Consider the following 22,156-nt stretch of genomic DNA (forward strand, 5'->3'; position numbering starts at 1 on the left):
CGTCACGGAACCGGGCCGGTCAGTGCGTCGCGCAGGCCGGCCCGCGAGGTGACGTTCAACTTCCTGAAGACACCGCGGAGATGAGCGGCCACCGTGCGCGGGGACAGGAAGAGCTGCGCGGCGATCTGTTTGTTCGTCAGTCCCGTGGCGGCCAGCCGGGCCGCCCGCCGCTCCTGCGGGGTCAGCAGCACGTGCGGGTCCCGGCCGTCGGACGCGGCCGGACCGACCGGGATCCCGCTCGCCCGCAGCTCGTTGGCGGCGCGCGCACTCCACGGGGCGGCCCCCAGCCGGTCGAACGTGGAGAGCGCGGCCTCCAGGTGCACCCGCGCCGCGACGCCCGCCCTGGCGCGGCGCAGCCGCTCGCCGTAGGCCAGGCAGATCCGGGCCCAGTCGAACGGCCAGCGCTCGGCGCCGGGCGCGGTGATCGCCGCCACGAACAGGTCGTGGTCGATGAAGTCCGCGACGGCCATCGCCTCGGCGGCGTCCGTCACCATGGCCAGCCGGGGCGAGATCGACGGGATGCCGGTCTTGCGGACCGCCGCGACGCGCTCCGCCGCCTCCTCGTGCCGGTCGGTGCGGACCGCGGCCTCGGTGAAGTCCAGCAGCAGCCACAGGGCGTGCGGCATGAACCGCGGCACCTCACCCGGCGTGCCGAGTGCCCCCAGCAGCCGGTGGGCGGTGTCGAAGTCCGCGCCGCCGAGCGCCGACAGGGCCCGGATGTGCGCGGCGTAGACGCGCAGCGCGCCGAGCCCCCGGGGATTGCCCCAGGACGCCAGCCGGTCCGCGATCTCGCGCGCGGTGTCGCCGTCGCCGCGCGCGGCGGCCACGACTCCGCGCAGGAAATGGCCCGTTGAGGCCGACAGACGGTAGTCGTACGTCTCGCACCAGCGCAGGCCCTCAGCGGTGACCGCCAGCAGGTCGTCCCACTGGCCGCCGGTCCAGGCGTCGTTGGCCAGCAGGAACTGGGCCTGGATCGCCAGCGCCACCGCCCCGCCGTCCCGGCCGTCGTCGGCGATCCGGCGCAGCGCGCCCCGGCAGCCCGGCAGCCGGTCGACATAGGAGGACGCGAGCGCGATCCCGAAGACCCGCACGGGGTCGGTCTGTTGGTGCACTCCCGCGACGAGGTCGTCGAGGCGGTCGAGGACCGCCGACGCGCCATGTGCCGGATCGCCGAAGGCACCCAGGATCACCGGCAGCAGCCGGCCCGAGGAGGGCGGGCGGCGGGCCGCGACGGTGTCGAAGGAGCGCCACAGTTCGGGCCTGCCGCCGTAGAAGCACACCATCAGCAGGGTGTTGAGGGCTTCGCGGAGGATGTCCTCGTCCGTGTCGCCGGGGTGGACATGGGTGTCGATGGCGCCGACGAGCAGCCGTTGGGCGGTGTCCACGTCGCCCTCGCCGTTGAGGAGTTGACTGGCCGCGGCGGTGGCGGCGGCCAGTGAGTCGGTGCCGGACGGGTCGGCGTGGTCGGCGTTCTCCAGCAGCGCGCGCACATTGCGGAGGTCACCGGTGATGTTGGCCCCGAGACAGGCCGCCTCCGCGAGCCGGCGTGCCTTCGCCGTCCCGTCGGCGCTCAACTCCGAGGCGCGCAGCAGGGTGTTGATGGCACCGACCGCGTCACCGCGGCGCAGCGTGCCGTAGGCCACCTCGTGCAGCAGGGCGGCGACGTCGTCGTCGGGGCCGATCGCCGCGTCGGCGAGATGCCGGGCCCGGTGCTCGGATCCCTCGGGGAGTTCGGCGGCGAGCGCCAGATGGGCCCACCGGCGTTCCTCGCTCGTCGACAGATCCAGCACCGCCGAGCGGGTGAGCGGGTGCCGGAATTCGAGCCGGCCCGTGACCGCGTCGACCTGGACGAGTCCGGCCCGTTCGGCGGGGGACAGCCCGGCCAGCGGGTCCCGGCCGCCCAGGGCCCGCTGCAGGACGTGCGGTTCGCCCGAACCGTCGAGCACGGCGAGCAGCAGCAGCTTCCGGGTCGGGGCCGGGAGCGTGGCGACCCGGGTGGAGAAGATCCCCTTGAGGCGCTCGGTCAGCGGCAGTACGGCCGGCAGGGTGGAACGTGCCGTGTGCTGCAGGTCGTTGAGGGGGACCGGCAGTTCCAGCAGGGCCAGGGGGTTGCCGCGGGCCTCCGTGATCAGCCGGCGGCGGACCCGGGCCGCCATGGCGGGGAACCGCTCGGCCACCAGCTCGTCCGCCGAGACGTCGTCGAGTGGCCGGACCTCGTGCTCGGGTATTCCGATGGTGCAGAGGAAGGCCGCGTCCCCGGTCCGGGACGCGCCCAGTACGGCGAGATGCGCGGTGCGCGGGGAGTGGGCGAGGGTGCCCAGGACCGTGGCGCTGGACCGGTCCACCCAGGCCGCGTCGTCGACGATCAGCGCGAGCGGAGCGGCTTCGGTGGCGACCTGTGCCACGAGGGCGTGCACGGCGTTCGCGATGGCGAGGAGTTCGGCGGGCTGTTCCTCGGACAGGCCGCGGACCGCCTGGAGGGTCTCGGCCTGTCGGGCGGACAGCGCGGGAATCGCCTCCGCAAGGGGTTGCAGCAGCTGGTTGAGGGCCGAGAAGCCGACCCCCTGCTGGAACGGGCGGCCGGCCACCCGCAGCACCCGGAATCCGGCCTCGGCCGCGCGGGATGCCGCGGCGTCCAGCAGCGCGCTCTTGCCCACCCCGGCCTCCCCGGCCAGCATCAGCGCGGCACCGCCCGCCCGGGCGGAGCCGAAGTGCCGGTCGATCACAGCCAGTTCGGCCGATCGTCCGACGAGGACCACCGGTGTGAGGGATGCCGATGCCATGACGCCTCCGGTAAGGGTCGGGCGGAAACAGGAACGGTCCAGCCGTCCGATGCCGAGCCGCCCGAGGTGGACGACCGTTTCGGCGGAAGGAACCGGGCGTGACACGGACAAGATGGGAGACCGGTCCAAGAGTTCGATCCGCGCGACGTGAACTGGGTCACAGGGTGGGAGCGGGGTCACCTCCGCACCGATCTCCGTGCCCCGCGATCTCCGTGCCCCGCGATCCCGTGCCCCTGCGATCCCGTGCACCCGGGCCCCCGCGATCCGTTCCGGACACGGCGCGCGTCGTGGGCATGTCGTGAATGGAGTGCTACGTCATCTTCTGCCCCGCGCTGGTACGTTGCTCGGGCGTCGGAGCCGTCCGTCGCCCCACGCACCCGGGAAGAAGGAGAGGCGTCCAGTGGCCCCGCACGGGACGCGCCGCAGCCTGTCGGCCCTGTTGACCGTCGCCCTCGCGCTCGCCCTGCTGGCCGGACCGGGCTGCGTACCCGGCGGCGAGCCAACGCCCCGGCCCGCGCAGGCGGCCCCGGCCCACCCGTCCGGCCCGCCGACGGCCTACGGCGCCTACGTCGGCTACGGCCCGGGCGCCGTCCGCCGGGTCGCCGAGTTCGGCGCCTGGCTCGGCCGGCCCGAACCCCGGGTCGGCCACGCGTATCTGCCCGGCGACACCTGGACCGGCATCGAGGGCGCCACCGGCGACCTGGGCCAGTGGGCCGAGTGGCGCCGCGCCCGACAGGACCGCCTGCTGGTCCTCAACGTCCCGATGCTGGACCGCAACGAGGCCCACCTGCCCGACGACGTGGTCCGCGCCGAGTTGGGGGACGGGGCGAGCGGACGCTACGACGACCACTTCCGCGCGCTCGCCCGCCGGCTGGTCCAACTCGGCTCCCCCGACACCGAGATCGTCCTCGGCTGGGAGATGAACGGCACCACCTACACCCACCGCTGCGCGCCCGACCCCGGGTCCTGGAAGCGGTACTGGACGCGCATCGTCACCGCGATGCGGTCCGTCCCAGGTCAGCGCCTCCGCTTCGACTTCACCCCGAACCGCGGCCACGACGCGATCCCCTGGACCGACTGCTACCCCGGCGACGCCTACGTCGACGTCATCGGCATGGACGCCTACGACGCTCCCCGGGGCCTGCCCTTCACCGACCAAGTGACGGAACCGTACGGCCTGTTGGCGCAGGTCGACTTCGCCCGCGCCCACCGCAAGCCCGTCGCCTACCCCGAGTGGGGCCTGTTCGACAACGGCGACAACCCCACCTACATGCGCGGAATGCTCACCTGGATGGCAGGACAGCGTCCGCTCTACCAGACCATCAGCGACTACTGCCCGCACGGCGTGTGGCGCTGCCGCGCCAACCCCAAGTCGGCGGCCGTATACCGTGCCCTGACGGATCATCAGCCCTGAACGCCCTGAACGCCCTGAACGCGGAGAACGACACCGCCCGATGAAGCCGGGCGATGCCGTTCGTGGGCCGTCGAACTACCCTGCTACGGCGTCCACTTCACGTTCGGATTCACCTGGCCGGTCCAGTTGAAGATCGCCATGTTGTCCCAACCGTCCCCGCTGCCCGAGATGTTGGCCGGGTCCCAGCCGTTGCCCGTGACCGCGTACCAGGTCGGCTCCCAGTAGAAGACGCCGATCGCACCCGCGCTGCGGGCCGTGTTCTGCACGGCGGTGAACTCCGCGCCCTGGCCCGCCCAGGTGAGCGGATACCCCGAGCAGCCCGACGTCACCGAGTTCGCCGTACTGTCCGCGTCGGACGAGGTGAACGGATAGGCGGTCTCGGCGATGATGACGTCCTTGCCGTAGCGGGACTTCATGTCCGAGACCACGCTGCCCATGTTGGCCAGCGTGCCGTGCCACATGCAGTAGTACGACAGCCCGGTGATGTCCCAGTTGACGCCCTGCGCCTTGATGCCGTCGTAGAACCAGCGGGCGTTGGAGTCGCTGTCCGCGTCGGCGGTGTGGATGATCACCTGGGTGGAACTGTTGCACGCCTTGGTCGCGTTGTAGCCCGACTTCAGCAGCAGCCCGAGGTTGGTGAAGCTGTTGTTGACGACCTTGCCGTCGTCCCACAGCATGCCGACGTTGATCTCGTTGCCGATCTGCACGCTGTCCGGGGTGGTGCCCTGGGACTTGAGGCTGTTGCAGACGTCGTAGGTGTAGTTGTAGACGTCGGTCTGCAGCGCGCTGATGCCGTGGCTGGACCAGGCCGCCGGCTTGTACTGCTTGCCCGGGTCGGCCCAGGTGTCGGAGTAGTGGAAGTCGATCAGCAGCTTGAGGCCCTTGGCCTTGACCTGCTTCGCGTAGGCCAGCACTTTCGCCTTGTTGTTGTAGCCGCTGGCGGGGTTGTTCCAGATCCGCAGGCGTACGTAGTTGACGCCGGCGCCCTTGAGGATGTCCAGCGGGTCCTTGGCGGTCCCGCTGGAGTCGTAGTACTTGGCGCCGAGATCGATCGCGCGCTGTGCGGACGAGACGTCGGCGCCGAGCATCGTGAGCGAGTTCGCGGCGGCGGCGTCCGTGGGGGTGAGCATCGCCGCCGGCAGGGCGACTGCGGCCAGCAGCAAGGCGGCCTTCACTATGCGGCCCGGGATTTTCACGGGGTACCCGACCTCCTTGGGTCGACTGACATGCGCATGCGGGTTGGGTCTGAGAACGTTCACAGTAGGAGAGGTAACAGGCACTGTAAATATGTGTGTCGGTTGTATTTCCCGCAGTTGGTGGACGTGAAGTGCGCGCGATCGGATTGGGAACGTACACAACCAGGGGTGTGAGGGTCGTACCGCGGTACTACACCCGTCCCCGCAACGGCCCCTCGGTACGACGGGTTCGGGGTCCGTCGGCTCCTAGCGTTGCCGGTGTCCAGTAGGGGCAGTGGCACGTCGAGCGTGAGGGAAGTCGATGATCGAGGCGCAACAGCTGACGAAGCGGTACGGGGAGAAGACGGCGGTCGACCGGCTGGACTTCGTCGTCAAGCCGGGCACGGTCACCGGCTTCCTGGGTCCGAACGGGGCCGGGAAGTCCACCACGATGCGCATGATCGTCGGCCTGGACGCGCCCACCGCAGGCACCGTCACGGTCAACGGCAGGCCCTACGCCGAGCACACCGCGCCCCTCCAGGAGGTCGGCGCGCTCCTGGAGGCCAAGTCGATCCACCCGGGCCGCTCGGCGTTCGACCACCTGATGGCGCAGGCCTACACGCACGGCATCCCGCGCCGCCGCGTCGACGAGGTCATCGAAATGACCGGACTCCAGTCCGTGGCCAGGAAGCGGGCCGGGGCCTTCTCCCTCGGCATGGGGCAGCGGCTCGGCATCGCCGCCGCGCTGCTCGGCGACCCGGCGACCGTGATGCTCGACGAACCGGTCAACGGCCTTGATCCCGAAGGTGTGTTGTGGATCCGCAACCTGCTGACCGGGCTCGCCGCCGAGGGTCGTACCGTCTTCGTCTCCTCGCACCTGATGAGCGAGATGGCACTGGTCGCCGACCACCTGATCATCGTCGGACGGGGGCGGCTGCTGGCCGACACCACCGTGCAGGACCTGGTCCGGCACGCGGGCGGCGACACCGTCACCGTGGCCTCCGAGCAGCCCGCCCGGCTGCGCGAGGTCCTCGCCGGTCCCGGTGTGGAGATCACCGGCGAGGTCGGCTCCGAGGAACTGCACGTCACCGGGCTGACCGCGCGCGCCATCGGCATCAGGGCCGCCGAGCACCGCATCCCGCTGTTCGAACTCAGCGCGCGGACCGTCTCCCTGGAACAGGCGTTCATGGACCTGACCCGGGACGCCGTCGAGTACCACGGCACCACCACCGTCGAGACCCCCGGGAGGGCCGCGTGAGCACCGCCACCGCGACCGACAGCGCCGCACCCGCAGCCGTACGGCCGGCCCGTCCGCCGTACAAGGTCACCGGGCGCCGCGTGCTGCGCTCCGAGTGGGCCAAGCTGTGGTCCCTGCGCTCCACCTGGATCACCCTGGGCCTCGGCCTGCTGTTCCTGATCGCGTTCGGCCTGATCGCCGCCGCGCACTACAAGTCCTCCTACGACGGCGGGCACTTGAGGCCCGACGACGCCCAGGACACCGCGCTCGACCTCTCCCTCTTCGGCACGAACTTCGCGCAGCTCGCCCTCGGCGTACTGGGCGTCCTGGTCACCGCGGGCGAGTACTCGACCGGCATGATCCGCTCCACGCTGGCAGCCGTACCGCGCCGCCTTCCGGTGCTGTGGTCCAAGGCCCTGGTGTTCGGCGTGGTCGCGCTCGGCATCTCCCTCGTCGGGGTGTTCGTCGCGTTCCCGATCGTCAGCGGCATCGTCTCCGGCACCCCCGCGGCCCTCTCCCTCTCGCACTCCGGAGTCGTCCGCAGCCTGCTCGGCGCCGGTCTCTACCTCGGCCTCGTCGGCGTGATCGGCACCGCGCTGGGAGCATGGCTGCGCTCGGTGGCCGGCGGTATCTCGGTGCTGGTCGCCTCGCTGATGCTGGTGCCCGGACTGATCTCGCTGCTGCCCACCTCCTGGCAGGACGACATCAGCCCCTACCTGCCGAGCAACGCGGGCCAGGCGATGTTCGCGCTGACCCACGACTCGACGACCCTCTCGCCCGGCGCCGGACTCCTGGTCTTCCTCGGCTGGACGGCGTTCGCGCTGGCCGGGGCCGCCTACCGGCTGGTGCGGACCGACGCCTGAGGCCGGGGCCCTGCGCCCGCGCGGCGCGCGCAGGGCCCCCACAATGGACAGATGACCGCCATGAACCCGGACAAGTGACACCGATGAGCCTCGACGACCCCGCCCGCGCGCCCTTCGGGGAGGCGGACCTCCCCTGGAGCCACCCCGTGGCGGGCGGGCTGTCCCGGTTCGGCCGGCGGATCAAGCAGGGCGACCGGAGACACCCGTGGGTGCTGGACACGGCCCTGATCGTCGTGGTCGCGGTGATGTTCTGTCTGCCGGACCTGGTGGACGACGACGACGGCCGACGGCACGGCTTCGACAACAGCTTCATCCATCTGCACTGGCCCGCGACCATCGCCCTGCAGGCGGGCCTGGTGCTGCCGCTGCTGTGGCGGCGCCGCAGGCCCACCCTGGCCTTCGCCGTGATCGCCGCGGTGTTCTTCGTCCAGCTCGGCCTGGGCACCTGGCTCCGGGCCGACGTCGCGCTGCTGATCTCCCTCTACAGCCTGGCCCTGCACGGGCAGTTGAGACGACTGCCCGCCGCCTGCGCCGTCACCCTCTGCGCCCTGGTGCTGTTCTTCGCCCGGCTGCCGTCCCGAGTGCCGGTCCTGGACGCGATGTTCATCCTGGTCAGCACCATCACCGCGGCCGTCGCACTCGGCCTCGTCATCCGCATCCGGCGCGCCCAGCTCGCCGTACTGCGCGACCGCGCGGCCCGCCTGGAGATAGAGCGCGACCAGCGCTCCAAGCTCGCCGCCGCCGCCGAACGCACCCGTGTGGCACGGGAGATGCACGACATCATCGGCCACAACCTCTCCGTCATCATCACCCTTGCCGACGGCGGCGCCTACGCCACCGACCTCGCGCCCGAACGCGGCAAGCAGGCGCTGCTCCTCATCGGCGACACCGGCCGCCAGGCGCTCGGTGAACTCCGGCGCATGCTGGGCGTGTTGCGCGTACAGGGCACCACCCCGGACGCCCCCGAACTCAGCCCGCAGCCGGGGGTCGCCGACCTCGACGCCCTGTGCGCCCGGATCCGCGCGGCCGGCCCGCAGGTCGTGTACCGCACCGGCGGCGACCCGGCCGCCCTGGACCGAGGGGTCCAGCTCACCGTGTACCGCATCGTCCAGGAGGCCCTGACCAACGCCCTCAAGCACGCGGGCCACGACACCCGCGTCGAGCTGACGGTGAACGTCGAGGACACCCGGGTGCACATCGACTGCCACGACACCGGCCCCAGTACGGCCGGCACCGGACCCGCACCGAGCCACGACGAAGGACACGGACTCGCCGGCATGAGAGAACGCGCCGCCCTCTACCACGGCACCGTCACCGCGGGCCCCGCCCCCGGCGGCGGCTGGACGGTACGGGCCACCCTCGACCTCACCCCGCTCGACGCGATCGGGGGAGCGGCATGACGACCGTGCTCATCGTGGACGACCAGCCCCTCCAACGCCTCGGATTCCGCATGCTGTTGGAGGCCAACCCCGACACCGAGGTGGTCGGTGAGGCCGGGCACGGCGGCGAGGCGGTGCGGATGGCCGCCGAACTGCGCCCCGACGTGATCCTGATGGACGTACGGATGCCCGGCATGGACGGCATCGAGGCCACCCGCCGGGTCGTCGCGGCCGGCGACCGCTCCCGCATCCTGATCCTCACCACCTTCGACCTCGACGAGTACGCCCACGAGGCGCTGCGCGCGGGAGCCAGCGGCTTCCTCCTCAAGGACGCCCACCCCGAGGAACTCCTCGCCGGCATCCGCGCGGTGGCCTCCGGCGACGCCGTCATCGCCCCCGCCCTGACCCGCCGCCTGCTCGACGCCTACGCCCAGCACCTGCCGAAACACTCACCGGAAGGCCCCGCGGCGGCTCCGGCGACGGACGACCCCCGCATCCGCTCCCTCACCGAACGCGAGCGCGAGATCCTGCTCGCCATCGGCCAGGGCTGGACCAACGGCGAGATCGCCGAACGCCTCTTCGTCTCCGAGTCCACGGTGAAGACCCACGTCGGCCGTGTCCTGGCGAAGGTCGGCGCCCGCGACCGCATCCAGGCCGTCATCCTCGCCTACGACCTCGGCCTCGCCCGCCCCAACGTCCCCGATCAGTAGGTGAGTTGAGCGTTCGGATCGCGAAAGCTCAGCTTGCGCGGCCCGCACGCACAGCTTCGTACGCTGCCGCACATCGCGACAACTGTTGCTTCCCGTGGTCGAGATCAAAGGGGCTGTGTCCCGCAGAACGTCATTGGGCGCCATGACGGCGACCGCGACCGCGGCGACCGTGCCGCTGACCGTCGGAGCACCGAGCGCCGAGGCCACTCCACAGGCGAGACCCGATCTGCTCTACCTTGCAGCTGGAACGGCGGGCAGGTCCACGGGGTCAGCTTCCCCCGTTGAGGGGGTCCTGACGTCCAACGGGCCGGTGGCGCAGGTCAGTTCGGGCTGGGTGACGGCACATCCGGACCGCCCGCTGCTCTACGTCGGCAGCCAGTTGAACGGCGGAATCGTCACCGCCTTCGCCGTCGACCGCACGACCGGCGCACTCGCACAGCTCGGTCAGGTGGGCACGGACGGCGGAGACACGGCCGGCCACGGCCTGTCGTACCTCGCCGTGGACCGGACCTCGCACACTCTCCTCGTCGCCAACTTCAAGGCGGGCCTGGCCACTTCGCTCCCGATCCACCGGGACGGCACACTCGGCGCACCGGTGTCGGTCGTGGTGGACACCGGATCGGGCCCCAGCCCGCGGCAGTCGGGCCCGCACCCGCACGAGGTCGTCGTGGCACCCGGCCGCCGCCAGGCCCTGGTCCCCGACTTCGGCGCCGACCGCGTCTTCGTCCGCGGCTTCGACGGTACGACGGGTGCGCTGTGCGCGGGCGGGACGGGTCCCGGTGCCTACGCCACCGACGCCGGAGCGGGGCCGAGACGGCTCGTCTTCCACCCGGACGGGCGCAGGGCGTACCTGCTGACCGAACTCACCGCGGAACTCCAACTCGTCGGCTGGGACGGGAGATCCGGCGAACTGACGCACTGTCAGAGTCTCGCGATCGACTCACCCGACTTCAGCGGCACCAAGAGCGGCTCCGAACTCGCCATCAGCCGCGACGGCCGCTTCGTCCACGCATCGCACCTCCGACGGCCACACCAACGAAGCCTGGGTCCGTCTGCCCGACCACAAGGTGTGGATGACCGACATCTACATCAAGGGCCCAGCCCGGCTCGAAGGGGTGCCCACCTGCGCCTGACCACCCGCCCCTGATAAATCCCGTGCCCCAGCACCCCGGGCTTCCCTACACTCGCCACAACCGTTGACGAGTGAGGGGAGCCCGCCGTGCGTGACCGCACCGCTGTGATCCTCCTGTCCTCGTCCCTCCGGTACCCGCCGCGCGGCCGGTACCGGACACCCGTGACGAGCATCTGAGCATCTGACTCCACGTCAACTCCCTTTTCTCGTACGGGAATCGCGCCGCCCTGCACGGAATCACTCTCGAAAGGCCACGGGCCGTGCGCACCGAACGCCCTGTCACCAACCCGCTCACCGCCGTCCGCAACCTGGGCATCCTCGCCCATGTCGACGCCGGCAAGACCACCGTCACCGAGCGGTTCCTCTACCTCACCGGCGGCACGCACAAGCGCGGTGAGGTCCACGACGGCACCACCGTCACCGACTTCGACCCCCAGGAACGCGACCGCGGCATCACCATCTTCGCCGCGGCCGTCAGCTGCGCCTGGGGCGGGCACCGCGTCAACCTGATCGACACCCCGGGACACGTCGACTTCGCCGACGAGGTGGAGCGTTCGCTGCGCGTCCTCGACGGCGCGATCGCCGTGTTCGACGCCGTCGCGGGCGTGGAACCGCAGAGCGAGTCGGTGTGGCGCCAGGCCGACCGGTACGGCGTGCCGCGCATCGCCTTCGTCAACAAGCTGGACCGCGCGGGCGCCGACCTCGACACGGCCGTCGCGTCCATCCGGGATCGGCTCCATCCGGCGCCGCTGGTGGTGCAGTTGCCGATCGGCGCGGAGGACGGCTTCACCGGAGTCGTCGACCTGCTGCGGATGCGGGCGCTGGTGTGGGCGGACACGGACGGCCCGGTGGCCGAAGTCCCGGTGCCGGAGGGCCTGTTGGCGGAGGCGCGGCGGCGTCGGCGGCTGCTGGAGGAGTCGGTGGCGGAACTGCATCCGGGCGCGTTCGAGGAGTTCTGCGCCGAATCCACCCTGTCCGCCGGGACGTTGAGCACGGCACTGCGCGACCTGACCCGCACCGGCGACGGCGTGGTGGTGCTGTGCGGCTCGGCCTACCGCAACCGCGGCATCGAACCGCTGCTGGACGCCGTGGTGGCGTATCTGCCCTCGCCGTTGGACGTGCCCCCGGTACGGGGAACGTACGACGGCGGCGGACAGGAGCGGGCCGCCGATCCCCAAGTGCCGTTGTCCGCGCTGGCGTTCAAGGTGAGCGCGGCAGGGGCCGGGCGGCTGACGTATCTGCGGATCTATTCGGGCACGATCGAGAGGGGGGACACGGTGTGGGATCCGGGCGCGCGGCGCACCGAACGGATCGGGCGGATCCTGCGGGTGCAGGCCGACCGGCACGAACGGCTGGAACGGGCGGTCGCCGGGGACATCGTCGCCGTCGCCGGACTCAAGTCCGTCCGCGCCGGCTCGACCCTGTGCGCGCCCGGCGCCCCGATCCTCCTCGAACCGCCCGCGGTCGCCGACCCGGTGGTGTCCGTGGCGGTCGAGGCGCGCCGCAGCACCGACACCGACCGGCTGACCTCCGCTCTCGCCCGGCTTGCCGAGGAGGATCCCTCGCTGGTCGTGCGCACGGATGCCGAGACCGGCCAGACGGTCCTGTCCGGCATGGGCGAACTGCACCTGGAGGTCGCGGTGGAGAAGATCCGCCTGGCCACCGGGGTCGAGGTCGACGTGGGCCGCCCCCGGGTGGCCTACCGGGAGACGGTGGTGCGCGGGGTGTCCGGGTTCGTGTTCCGGCACGTCAAACAGGACGGCGGCTCGGGCCAGTTCGCGCACGTGGTGCTGGACGTCGAACCAGTCGACGGCACCGAGGTCGAGTTCCGTTCGGCGGTCGTCGGCGGGCGGGTGCCGCAGGAGTACGTCCGCTCGGTGGAGGCTGGCTGCCGTGACGCCCTCACCGAGGGGCCGGTCGGCGGGTTCCCGGTGACCGGGCTGCGCGTCACGCTGACCGACGGGGCGACCCATGTGAAGGACTCCTCGGAGCAGGCGTTCCGCACGGCCGGCCGGCTCGGCCTGCGCGAGGCCCTGCGCGCCTGCGCGACGGTTCTCCTCGAACCGGTCGCCGAGGTCACGGTCACCGTGCCCGAGGACGCGGTCGGCGCAGTCCTCGGCGACCTGGCAGCCCGCCGCGGCCGGGTCACCGGCTCGACGACCCGCACGGGTTCCGCGCTCGTCACGGCGACCGTGCCGCTGGCCGAACTCTTCGGCTACGCGACGAGGTTGCGCAGCCGGACCCAGGGCCGGGGCACGTTCACGGCCCGGCCGACGGGGTACGCACGGGTGCCGAGTGGGGCGGCGGTGGTGCCCCGGTAGGGGGTGGGTGCGTGGACGGGGCGTGCGCCGGCGCCGGGCGCGGTGCTGAACCGCCCGGTGCCGGTCCCCGTGGGGGAGGTGTCCACGGTGGGGCACCTCCCGCCGCCTGCCCGTGGGAGGCACGCTCGGGACGGCACGTCTCCGCGTGCCGACCCGACAACCCAGGAGCACCGCATGATCTTCATCGCCGTACGGTTCCCCGTCCGCCCCGAGTTCCGCGACGAATGGCTCGACCGGGTCGCCGACTTCACCGCCGCGACCCGGGCCGAGCCCGGAAATCTGTTCTTCGAGTGGTCGGTCGACGCGGTCGACCCGAACCGCTTCGTGCTGCTGGAGGCGTTCGCGTCCCCGGAGGCCGGCGCCGCCCATGTCGGCTCGGAGCACTTCAAGGCGGCGATCGCGTGGATGCCGGACGTCGTCGCCGCGACGCCCGACATCATCAACGTCGAGGTGGAGGGCGGGGGTTGGTCACCGATGGCGGAGATCACGCCACGGGTGTGACAGTGGCGGGTGCGGACCGGAGGGGGAGCTCCGGCCCGCACCCACCACGACCTCAGGGGTAGGACACCACGGTGGACGGGATCGTCGACGTGCCCGAAGTCGCCGCCCCCGTCTCGTTGATGACGTGTTCGTACTGGCCCTGCCCGCCGAGCGAGACGACCAGCAGGTCGTGGAACTTCACGCCCGACCGGTTCGGCGCGGCGAAGCCGTTGTGCTGCACGATCGTCGGGGCGACGTTGTAGTAGCAGTAGCTGCCCAGGCCCCAGCCCTCGTGCACGGTCACGTTGTCACCGACCTTGTAGGCCGCGTACCCCTTGATCGAGCCGTTCTGGACGGCCGCCTGGTTCGGGGCGTCGTACGCCTTCTCGTTCTGGAAGAAGATCGTGCGGCCCCGCTCGCCGTTCCACTGCACGTCGTACTTGTTGAAGTGCTCCACGAACAGGCCGGTGGCCAGCACGTCGGCGCCGCCCACGACGAGGCCGTAGTCGGCCCGGTTGGTGTCCCAGCCGATGCCCGTGCCGTGGTCGGCGCGCCAGAGCCAGGTGTGGTCGACGATGGTGTGCCGGTTGTTGATGACCATGCTGGTGGTGGCCTTGCCCGCGCCCGCGCCGCCGATGCGGACGAACACGTCCTGGACGGTGGTCGGGTTGGCGGAGTGGTCCGTCGTCGTGCCCGAAGGGCCCACCTCCAGCAGGGTGTTGGAGTTGACCGTGCCCGCGTCGATGAGGAAGCCCGCGAGTCGTACGCCGTCGACGTCGGCCGTCTTCAGGGCCGTGACTCCGTTGTCGGGGACCAGAGTTGCGTAACCCAGGCCCAGCACGACGGTGTTGGCGCGGTTCACCTGGATCGGCTGGTCCAGGTGGTAGATGCCCGGCGTCAGCAGGAGGTGAAGTCCCTGCGTGAGCGCCTGGTTGAGGGTGGCGGCCGTGACGCCCGGCTTCGCGACGTAGAACTGCGACAGCGACAGCGAGGTGCCGCGCGGGGTGCCGTTGCCCCAGGTCACCCCGCTGGCGTTGGTGCGCTTCTCGGGGAGGAAGACGCGGTACTCGGTGCCGTTGAGGTAGAGGAAGGGCTTCTCGCGGGAGACGGGGGTCGTGGCGAGCGTGGTGTACACCGGGTTCGGGAAGCCCTGCGCGGGAGCGCCCTGCACGCCCGAGAACACCATGTTCCAGACGCCGTTGAGCCAGCTGCCGATCACGCTGTCCCGGGTGTACCACTGCTGCTGCGAATACGGCTGGACCTGGCCGTCGATCCGGCTGTCGGCGATGTAGCCGCCGCTGGCCCAGCCGTAGCCGTTGGGCGCGAGGTTGAGGCTGCCGCGCACGTGCATACGCCGGAAGGGGGCCGCCTGAGCCACGGCCCACCTGTTGGTTCCGCTGACGGGGACGAGCGCGAGGTTCTCCGCCGAACGCCAGAAGTTCTGGGTGGCGTTGCCGTTGAACCAGCCGGCGTCGACGGTGACGTCGCCGTTGATGGTGGTGTCGTCGGGGGAGAGGCCGAGGCCCGCGATCGAGGTGTAGAAGCCGAGCTGTGCGTTGAGCCCGGAGTAGGTGCCGGGCTTGAAGAAGAAGGCGTAGCGGCCGGTGCCGAACTGGGCGGTCTCCTGCTGGGCGAAGACCTGGTCCAGCTTGGCCTGGATGCCGGCGGTCGACGGGTCGAAGACGATCACGTTGGGGCCGAGATCGCCGCCACCCGGAAGAGCAAGTGGCTTGTTCGCGGAGGGAGTTGCGGGGGCGGCGGAGGCAGTTGCGGGCAGCCCGGCCAGGGCGGACACAGCGGCGGCCGCACCGAGGACGGTTCTGCGGGGCACTGAGGACATGTCGCGGCTCTCCTTGTTCATGAAATGAACGCCGGTGGGGTTGGGAGCGCTCTCTCGCGGGGGAATGCTTCAGGTCCGTGAACGTGGTCGTCAAGAGGTGCGACCGAGTTCGACGAGTGGCGTCCAAACTCTTGACGCCTTTGACTTCCGAGGTTTAACTCACGTCCTAAATTAAGTCGTGAGTGCATTCCCTGAAGGGACACCCGGAGTATGCGCAGCATCCGAGCCGCGGCCGTAGGCGCCGTCACCATGTCACTCGCCCTTGCGGCCACGGCCTGCGGAGGCGGTTCGTCCACGGGTGGGGGGTCCAACGACTCGCCCAAGACGCTCACCTACTGGGCCTCCAACCAGGGCGCCAGTATCGAGATCGACAAGAAGGTCCTGCAGCCCGAGCTCGACAAGTTCAAGAAGCAGACCGGGATCACGGTGAAGCTGGAGGTCGTGCCCTGGTCCGACCTGCTCAACCGCATCCTGACCGCGACGACTTCCGGCCAGGGCCCCGACGTCCTGAACATCGGCAACACCTGGAGCGCCTCCCTCCAGGCCACCGGCGCCTTCCTGCCGTGGAACGCGGCCAACTTCGCGAAGATCGGCGGCAAGGACCGCTTCGTGGACTCCGCGCTCGGCTCGACCGGCGCCGTGGGCAAGGACCCGGCGGCCGTCCCGCTGTACTCGATGGCGTACGCGCTCTACTACAACAAGCAGATCTTCGCCGACGCGGGCATCGCCCAACCCCCGGCCACCTGGGCCGAGTTGGTGGCAGACGGCAAGAAGATCGAGGCGAAGGGCAAGCAGGTCCTCGGCGCCGAGGGCGCCAACGTCTCCGAGAACATCCACCACACCTTCGTCTTCGCCAAGCAGCACGGCGCCGACTTCTTCACCGCCGACGGCAAGGCCGACTTCACCAACGACGGCGTCGTGGCCGCCGTCAAGCAGTACGTCGACCTGATGGCCAAGGACAAGGTCATCCCGGTCGGCAACGCCGAGTACGCGCAGAACCAGTCCGTCAGCGACTTCGCCAAGGGCAGGACGGCGATGCTGATGTGGCAGTCCGCGTCCGCCAACCTCAAGTCCCAGGGCATGAGCGAGAGTTCGTACGGCATCGCCCCGATACCCGTGCAGTCCGGCACCCCCGGCACCGGCACCCAGGTCGACTCGATGGTGGCCGGCATCAACCTGGCCGTCTTCAAGAACACCGACAACCTCGACGGCTCCACCAAGTTCGTGAAGTTCATGACGAGCGACGCCGAGCAGAAGATCCTCAACACCGCCTACAGCTCCATCCCGCCGGTGAAGGCCGCGCAGGAGGACACGGCGTTCAACACCCCGGCGAACTCCGTCCTGAAGAACACCCTCGCGACCAGCGCCGCCGCGCTGCCGCAGGTCGCCGACGAGTCGCAGTTCGAGACGGCGGTCGGTACGGCCGTCAAGAACCTGTTCGCCGACGCCGCCGCCGGACGCGCGGTCACCACCGCCTCCGTCAAGGCGGAGCTCGAAAAGGCCCAGCAGCAGATGCCGGCGAAGTGAGTGCGACTGTGACGAGCACTGTCACCCCGGAGGCCGCCGTGCGGAAGAACCCTTCCGACCCGGCGGCCCCCGGCCCGCGCCGGCGGCGCGGCGAACGGATCCGCCGTATCGGACTGCCCTACCTGCTGCTCCTGCCCGCCCTGTTCCTCGAACTCCTGGTCCACCTGGTGCCGATGGTCATCGGCATCGTCATGAGCTTCAAGGAGCTCACCCAGTTCTATATCCGCGACTGGGGCACCGCACCCTGGTCCGGCTTCGACAACTACAAGGTGTCGGTGGACTTCAGCGCCCCCGTGGGCAAGGCGCTCCTCCACTCCTTCTTCGTCACCGTCGGCTTCACCCTGCTCTCGGTCGGCTTCTGCTGGCTGATCGGCACGGTCGCCGCGATCTACATGCAGGACACCTTCCGCGGCCGGGGCTTTCTGAGAGCGCTCTTTCTCATCCCGTACGCGCTGCCGGTCTACGCGGCCGTCATCACCTGGGTGTTCATGTTCCAGCACGACAACGGCCTGGTGAACCACGTCCTGCACGACCAGCTGCACCTCACCGACAAGCCGTCGTTCTGGCTGATCGGCGACAACAGCTTCTACGCGCTGCTGATCGTCTCGGTCTGGAAGGGCTGGCCGTTCGCCTTCCTCATCGTGATGGCGGGCCTGCAGAACATCCCCAAGGAGCTGTACGAGGCGGCCTCCATCGACGGCGCGGGACGCCTCCAGCAGATCCGCCGCATCACCCTGCCGTCACTGCGCCCCGTCAACCAGGTGCTGGTCCTCGTCCTGTTCCTGTGGACGTTCAACGACTTCAACACGCCGTACGTCCTGTTCGGCAGGTCGGCCCCCGAGGCCGCGGACCTCATCTCGGTGCACATCTACCAGGCGTCGTTCGTCACCTGGAACTTCGGCACCGGCTCGGCGATGTCGGTCCTGCTGCTCCTGTTCCTGCTCGTCGTCACCGGCGTGTATCTCGTGTTCACCTCACGCGGACGGAAAACCGCCGATGTCTAGCCCCACCTCGCCCATGGCCCCGCCCCGCTCCTTCATCTGGTCGCGGCGGATCTTCCTCACCCTGCTCACCGGCTTCGTCCTGGTGCCGGTGTACGTCATGCTCTCCAGCTCCCTGAAACCGCTCTCGGACGTCACCGGCAAGTTCCGCTGGCTGCCGAGCGGGCTCACGATCCGCCCGTACATCGACATCTGGTCCACGGTCCCGCTCGCGAAGTACTTCATGAACTCGCTGATCGTGTCCGTCGCCGCGACGGTCTGCTCGGTCGTGATCGCGGTCTTCGCCGCGTACGCGGTGAGCCGCTACGAGTTCCGCGGCAAGCGCGTCTTCACGGTCACCGTCCTGTCGACGCAGATGTTCCCGGGCATCCTCTTCCTCCTCCCGCTGTTCCTCCTCTACGTCAACATCGGCAACGCCACGGGCATCGCCCTGTTCGGCTCGCGCGGCGGCCTGATCCTGACGTATCTGACCTTCTCCCTGCCCTTCTCCATCTGGATGCTGATCGGCTACTTCGACTCCGTCCCGAAGGACCTGGACGAGGCGGCCCTGGTGGACGGCTGCGGTCCGCTCGGCGCGCTGCTGCGGGTCGTCGTACCGGCCGCGATCCCCGGCATCGTCGCGGTCGCCGTCTACGCCTTCATGACCGCGTGGGGAGAAGTCCTCTTCGCCTCCGTCATGACCAACGACTCCACCCGCACGCTCGCCGTCGGACTCCAGGGCTACTCCACGCTCAACGACGTGTACTGGAACCAGATCATGGCCGCCTCGCTGGTCGTCAGCGTGCCCGTGGTCGCCGGCTTCCTGCTGCTGCAGCGCTATCTCGTCGCCGGGCTGACGGCGGGCGCCGTCAAGTGACCGACCCGACCAACTCCGCTGACCGTAAAGGGACTTCAGTGACCATCGACTTCGCCGCACTCCCGCACGACTTCCTGTGGGGCACGGCCACCGCGGCGTACCAGATCGAGGGAGCCGTCGCCGAGGACGGGCGTTCGCCGTCGATCTGGGACACCTTCTCGCACACCCCCGGCAAGATCGACAACGACGACAACGGCGACGTCGCCTGCGACCACTACCACCGCTGGCGCGAGGACATCGGCCTGATGCGCCAACTCGGCGCCAACGCCTACCGGTTGTCGATCGCCTGGCCCCGGGTGCTCCCCGGCGGCGACGGCCCGGTGAACCCCAAGGGCCTGGCGTTCTACGACCAGTTGGTGGACGGACTCCTGGAGGCGGGCATCACCCCCTCCGTCACCCTCTACCACTGGGACCTGCCGCAGGCGCTCCAGGACCGCGGCGGCTGGCCCGAGCGTGCCACCGCCGAGCACTTCGCCGCGTACGCCTCGGTGATGGCCGAACGCCTCGGCGACCGCGTCACCCACTGGACCACCCTCAACGAGCCCTCCTGCTCGGCCTGGATCGGCCACCTCGAAGGCAAGATGGCACCGGGTTGGACCGATCTCACTGCCGCCGTCCGAGCCTCTTACCACCTCCTGCTCGGCCACGGCCTCGCCGCGCAGGCGATCCGCGCCGCCGCCCCGGGCGCCCAGGTCGGCATCGTCAACAACCTCTCCACGGTGTACCCCGCCGGCGACCGCGACGAGGACGTACAGGCCGCCCGCCGACAGGACGGCCACGTCAACCGCTGGTGGCTCGACCCGGTCCACGGCCGCGGCTTCCCGGCCGACATGGTCGAGACGTACGGCGTCGAACTCCCGGAACAGCCGGGCGACTTGGCGACCATCGCCGCCCCCCTGGACTGGCTCGGCCTGAACTACTACTTCCCGGCGACCGTCGCCGACGACCCCACCGGCCCCGCCCCCTACACCCGCGCCGTCCGCCGCCTCGGCGTCCCGCGCACCGGCATGGACTGGGAGATCGACGCCTCCGGCATCGAGACCCTGCTGCTCCGCCTCACCGAGGAGTACGACCCGCGCCGGATCTACGTCACCGAGAACGGCTCCGCGTTCCCCGATGTCGTACGCCCCGACGGGACCATCGACGACCCGGAACGCCAGGACTACCTGGTCCAGCACCTCGCCGCCTGCGCCTCGGCCGCCCGCAAGGGCGCCCCGCTGGCCGGCTACTTCGCCTGGTCGCTGCTCGACAACTTCGAGTGGGCGTACGGCTACGAGAAGCGGTTCGGACTGGTCCACGTGGACTACGACACCCAGGTCCGCACGATCAAGGGCTCCGGCCACCGGTACGCGGAGATCATCCGCGACCACCGCAGCCGGGCCCGGCGCGCGGCCTGACCGGGACCGCCCCGGTGGGTGCGGGCGGGGGAGCCCGCGCCCACCGGGGCACCAACAGCCCTAGTGGCCCCTTGAGTCCCGTCAGCCCCATCGATCCCGTGAATGTCATGCGCACGTCAGCACGAGCACCCCCAGAAGGAGACCCGACCCTCAAGGAGACCCGCATGCCCACCCGCACCCTGCTCACGGCGCTCACCGCGCTGACCCTGCTCGTCGCCACCCCGGCCCTCGCGGCCCCCGCCCCGCAGGCCGCCGTCGCGGCGACCTGGGACACCGACCGCGCGGCCGCTGCCTACGCGGTGAACCCGGCCGCCGTCACCGCCTCCGGCAGCGAGAACGCCGGCACCACCCCCGGCCTCGCCTTCGACGGCGACGGAGCCACCCGCTGGTCCAGCAACTTCGCCGACGACGCCTGGATCCGCCTCGACCTCGGCACCACCCTCCGCGTCGACCGCGTCACCCTCGACTGGGAGGCCGCCTACGGCAGGAGATACGTCCTGGAGATCTCCAGGAACGGCACCGACTGGACGCCCTTCTACACGGAGACGGCCGGCACCGGCGGCTCGGTCACCACGAGCACCTACCCCCAGGAGGTGACGGGCCGCTACATCCGCCTGCGCGGCCTGGAACGTGCCACGCCCTACGGCTACTCGCTCTACTCCTTCAAGGTGTACGGCGGCGAGGCGGCCCCCGCGTCCACGACCCGCACCAACCTCGCCCTGAACCACCCCGCGTACTCCAACTACTACCAGCACAACGGCAATTCACCGGCGTACGTCACCGACGGCGGCTGGCCCGCCAACCTCAAGGACGACGCGACCCGTTGGGCCGGCGACTGGAACGCCGACCGCTGGGTCTCGGTCGACCTGGGCGCGACCTCGACGATCGACACGGTCGACTTCTACTGGGAATCCGCGTACGCCGTCGACTACTTGCTCCAGGTCTCCGACGACAACACGACCTGGCGCACGGTCTACGAGCCCTCGGCCGCCGACATCGCGGCCCGCCGGGCGAACGTCCAGGCCCCCGCCGACGCGACGGGCCGCCACGACACGGTGACCCTGCCCCAGCCGGTCACCGGCCGCTACGTCCGCATGCTCGGCAAGGAACGCCGCTCCTTCTACAACCCGGCGCCCTACACGGCCCAATTCGGCTACTCGCTCTACGAGTTCCAGGTCTGGGGCACCGGCGGCAGCGCGGCGGCGACCTACCCCGCACTCCCCGGCGACCAGTCGGGCACGTACCGGACGACGTTCTTCGACGACTTCACCTCCGCCGCCCTGGACCGCTCCAAGTGGCGGGTCGTGCGGACCGGCACGGAGATGGGCCCGGTCAACGGCGAGTCCCAGGCGTACATCGACTCGACGGACAACGTCCGTACACAGAACGGCGAGTTGATCCTCGCGGCGAAGTACTGCAAGGGCTGCACACAGGCAGGCGGCGGTACGTACGACCTCACGTCGGGCCGCATCGACACCAACACCCACTTCGACTTCACGTACGGCAAGGTCAGCGCCCGCATGAAGCTGCCGGTCGGCGACGGATTCTGGCCCGCCTTCTGGCTGCTCGGCAGCAACGTCGACAACCCGTCCGTGTCCTGGCCCGCCTCCGGCGAGACCGACATCATGGAGAACATCGGCTACCCGAACTGGACCAGTACCTCGCTGCACGGCCCCGGGTACTCGGCGGACGGCAACATCGGCGCCCGCCAGACCTTCCCGAACGCCGGCACGATCGACCAGTGGCACACGTACGCCGTCGAATGGACCCCGACCGCGATGCGCTTCTACGTCGACGACAACCTCGTCCAGGAGACCACCCGCAACAAACTCGAATCGACGCGCGGGCAATGGGTCTTCGACCACAACCAGTACGTCATCCTCAACCTCGCCCTGGGCGGCGCGTATCCGGCCGGCTGGAACCAGGTGACCACGCCGTACTGGGGCCTGCCGCAGTCGAGCGTCGACAAGGTCGCGGCCGGGGGAGTGCAGGCGGAGGTGGACTGGGTGCGGGTCGAACAGAAGCAGTGAGAGCTGGGCCG

The 22,156-nt window shown here is 70.5% G+C and carries 16 protein-coding genes; 13 read left to right on the top strand and 3 right to left on the bottom strand.

What is annotated here, in order from left to right:
• Window positions 1–2 precede the first annotated feature (2 nt).
• Entirely contained in the window at window positions 3–2,783 is a 2,781-nt protein-coding gene (locus OC490_RS05995; protein WP_262056726.1) for an AAA family ATPase, read from the bottom strand.
• A gap of 400 nt (window positions 2,784–3,183) precedes the next feature.
• On the opposite strand from OC490_RS05995, the gene OC490_RS06000 reads away from it, so the two are divergent.
• Complete coding sequence (locus OC490_RS06000) at window positions 3,184–4,197, top strand: glycoside hydrolase family 26 protein (RefSeq protein ID WP_262056727.1); 1,014 nt, start codon at window positions 3,184–3,186, stop codon at window positions 4,195–4,197.
• Between the two features lie 83 nt (window positions 4,198–4,280).
• Here OC490_RS06000 and OC490_RS06005 read toward each other — a convergent pair whose 3' ends face one another.
• Window positions 4,281–5,393 (bottom strand): arabinogalactan endo-beta-1,4-galactanase, encoded by a 1,113-nt coding sequence (locus OC490_RS06005; protein ID WP_262056728.1) that lies wholly within the window; start codon window positions 5,391–5,393, stop codon window positions 4,281–4,283.
• Window positions 5,394–5,694: 301 nt separating this feature from the next.
• Between OC490_RS06005 and OC490_RS06010 the strand changes: the two genes are divergently transcribed.
• From OC490_RS06010 to OC490_RS06040, 7 genes are all read left to right on the top strand, one after another.
• Entirely contained in the window at window positions 5,695–6,630 is a 936-nt protein-coding gene (locus OC490_RS06010; protein ID WP_262056729.1) for an ABC transporter ATP-binding protein, read from the top strand.
• A complete protein-coding gene (locus OC490_RS06015; RefSeq protein WP_262056730.1) occupies window positions 6,627–7,472 on the top strand; it encodes an ABC transporter permease in 846 nt (281 codons plus the stop codon). Before OC490_RS06010 ends, OC490_RS06015 begins: the two co-directional genes overlap by 4 nt.
• 83 nt (window positions 7,473–7,555) lie before the next feature.
• Window positions 7,556–8,872 carry a sensor histidine kinase gene (locus OC490_RS06020; protein ID WP_262056731.1) on the top strand — a complete coding sequence of 439 codons (1,317 nt, stop codon included), beginning with the start codon at window positions 7,556–7,558 and terminating at the stop codon, window positions 8,870–8,872.
• Entirely contained in the window at window positions 8,869–9,561 is a 693-nt protein-coding gene (locus OC490_RS06025) for a response regulator (RefSeq protein ID WP_262056732.1), read from the top strand. Before OC490_RS06020 ends, OC490_RS06025 begins: the two co-directional genes overlap by 4 nt.
• Before the next feature lie 142 nt (window positions 9,562–9,703).
• Window positions 9,704–10,708, top strand: a complete 1,005-nt coding sequence (locus OC490_RS06030; RefSeq protein WP_262056733.1) for a lactonase family protein — start codon at window positions 9,704–9,706, stop codon at window positions 10,706–10,708.
• Between the two features lie 245 nt (window positions 10,709–10,953).
• Entirely contained in the window at window positions 10,954–13,014 is a 2,061-nt protein-coding gene (gene fusA, locus OC490_RS06035; RefSeq protein ID WP_262056734.1) for an elongation factor G, read from the top strand.
• 174 nt (window positions 13,015–13,188) lie between these two features.
• Window positions 13,189–13,515, top strand: a complete 327-nt coding sequence (locus tag OC490_RS06040; protein ID WP_262056735.1) for a putative quinol monooxygenase — start codon at window positions 13,189–13,191, stop codon at window positions 13,513–13,515.
• A 52-nt stretch (window positions 13,516–13,567) separates the two neighbouring features.
• Here the strand turns inward: OC490_RS06040 and OC490_RS06045 are convergent, their stop codons facing one another.
• Window positions 13,568–15,334, bottom strand: a complete 1,767-nt coding sequence (locus OC490_RS06045) for a coagulation factor 5/8 type domain-containing protein (protein WP_262056736.1) — start codon at window positions 15,332–15,334, stop codon at window positions 13,568–13,570.
• A 210-nt stretch (window positions 15,335–15,544) separates the two neighbouring features.
• Here OC490_RS06045 and OC490_RS06050 point away from each other — a divergent pair, with 210 nt between their 5' ends.
• The 5 genes from OC490_RS06050 (at window position 15,545) to OC490_RS06070 (ending at window position 22,145) form a co-directional block, all read left to right on the top strand.
• Window positions 15,545–16,861, top strand: coding sequence for an ABC transporter substrate-binding protein (locus OC490_RS06050; RefSeq protein WP_262056737.1), 1,317 nt, complete (start codon window positions 15,545–15,547; stop codon window positions 16,859–16,861).
• 8 nt (window positions 16,862–16,869) lie between these two features.
• Window positions 16,870–17,865, top strand: a complete 996-nt coding sequence (locus tag OC490_RS06055) for a carbohydrate ABC transporter permease (protein WP_262056738.1) — start codon at window positions 16,870–16,872, stop codon at window positions 17,863–17,865.
• Window positions 17,858–18,718, top strand: coding sequence for a carbohydrate ABC transporter permease (locus tag OC490_RS06060; protein WP_078532652.1), 861 nt, complete (start codon window positions 17,858–17,860; stop codon window positions 18,716–18,718). Before OC490_RS06055 ends, OC490_RS06060 begins: the two co-directional genes overlap by 8 nt.
• 38 nt (window positions 18,719–18,756) lie before the next feature.
• Window positions 18,757–20,115 (top strand): GH1 family beta-glucosidase, encoded by a 1,359-nt coding sequence (locus OC490_RS06065; protein ID WP_262056739.1) that lies wholly within the window; start codon window positions 18,757–18,759, stop codon window positions 20,113–20,115.
• A gap of 164 nt (window positions 20,116–20,279) precedes the next feature.
• Complete coding sequence (locus tag OC490_RS06070; RefSeq protein WP_262056740.1) at window positions 20,280–22,145, top strand: discoidin domain-containing protein; 1,866 nt, start codon at window positions 20,280–20,282, stop codon at window positions 22,143–22,145.
• Window positions 22,146–22,156: the final 11 nt, after the last annotated feature.

This window comes from Streptomyces sp. STR69, assembly GCF_024519455.1.
GTDB lineage: Bacteria > Actinomycetota > Actinomycetes > Streptomycetales > Streptomycetaceae > Streptomyces.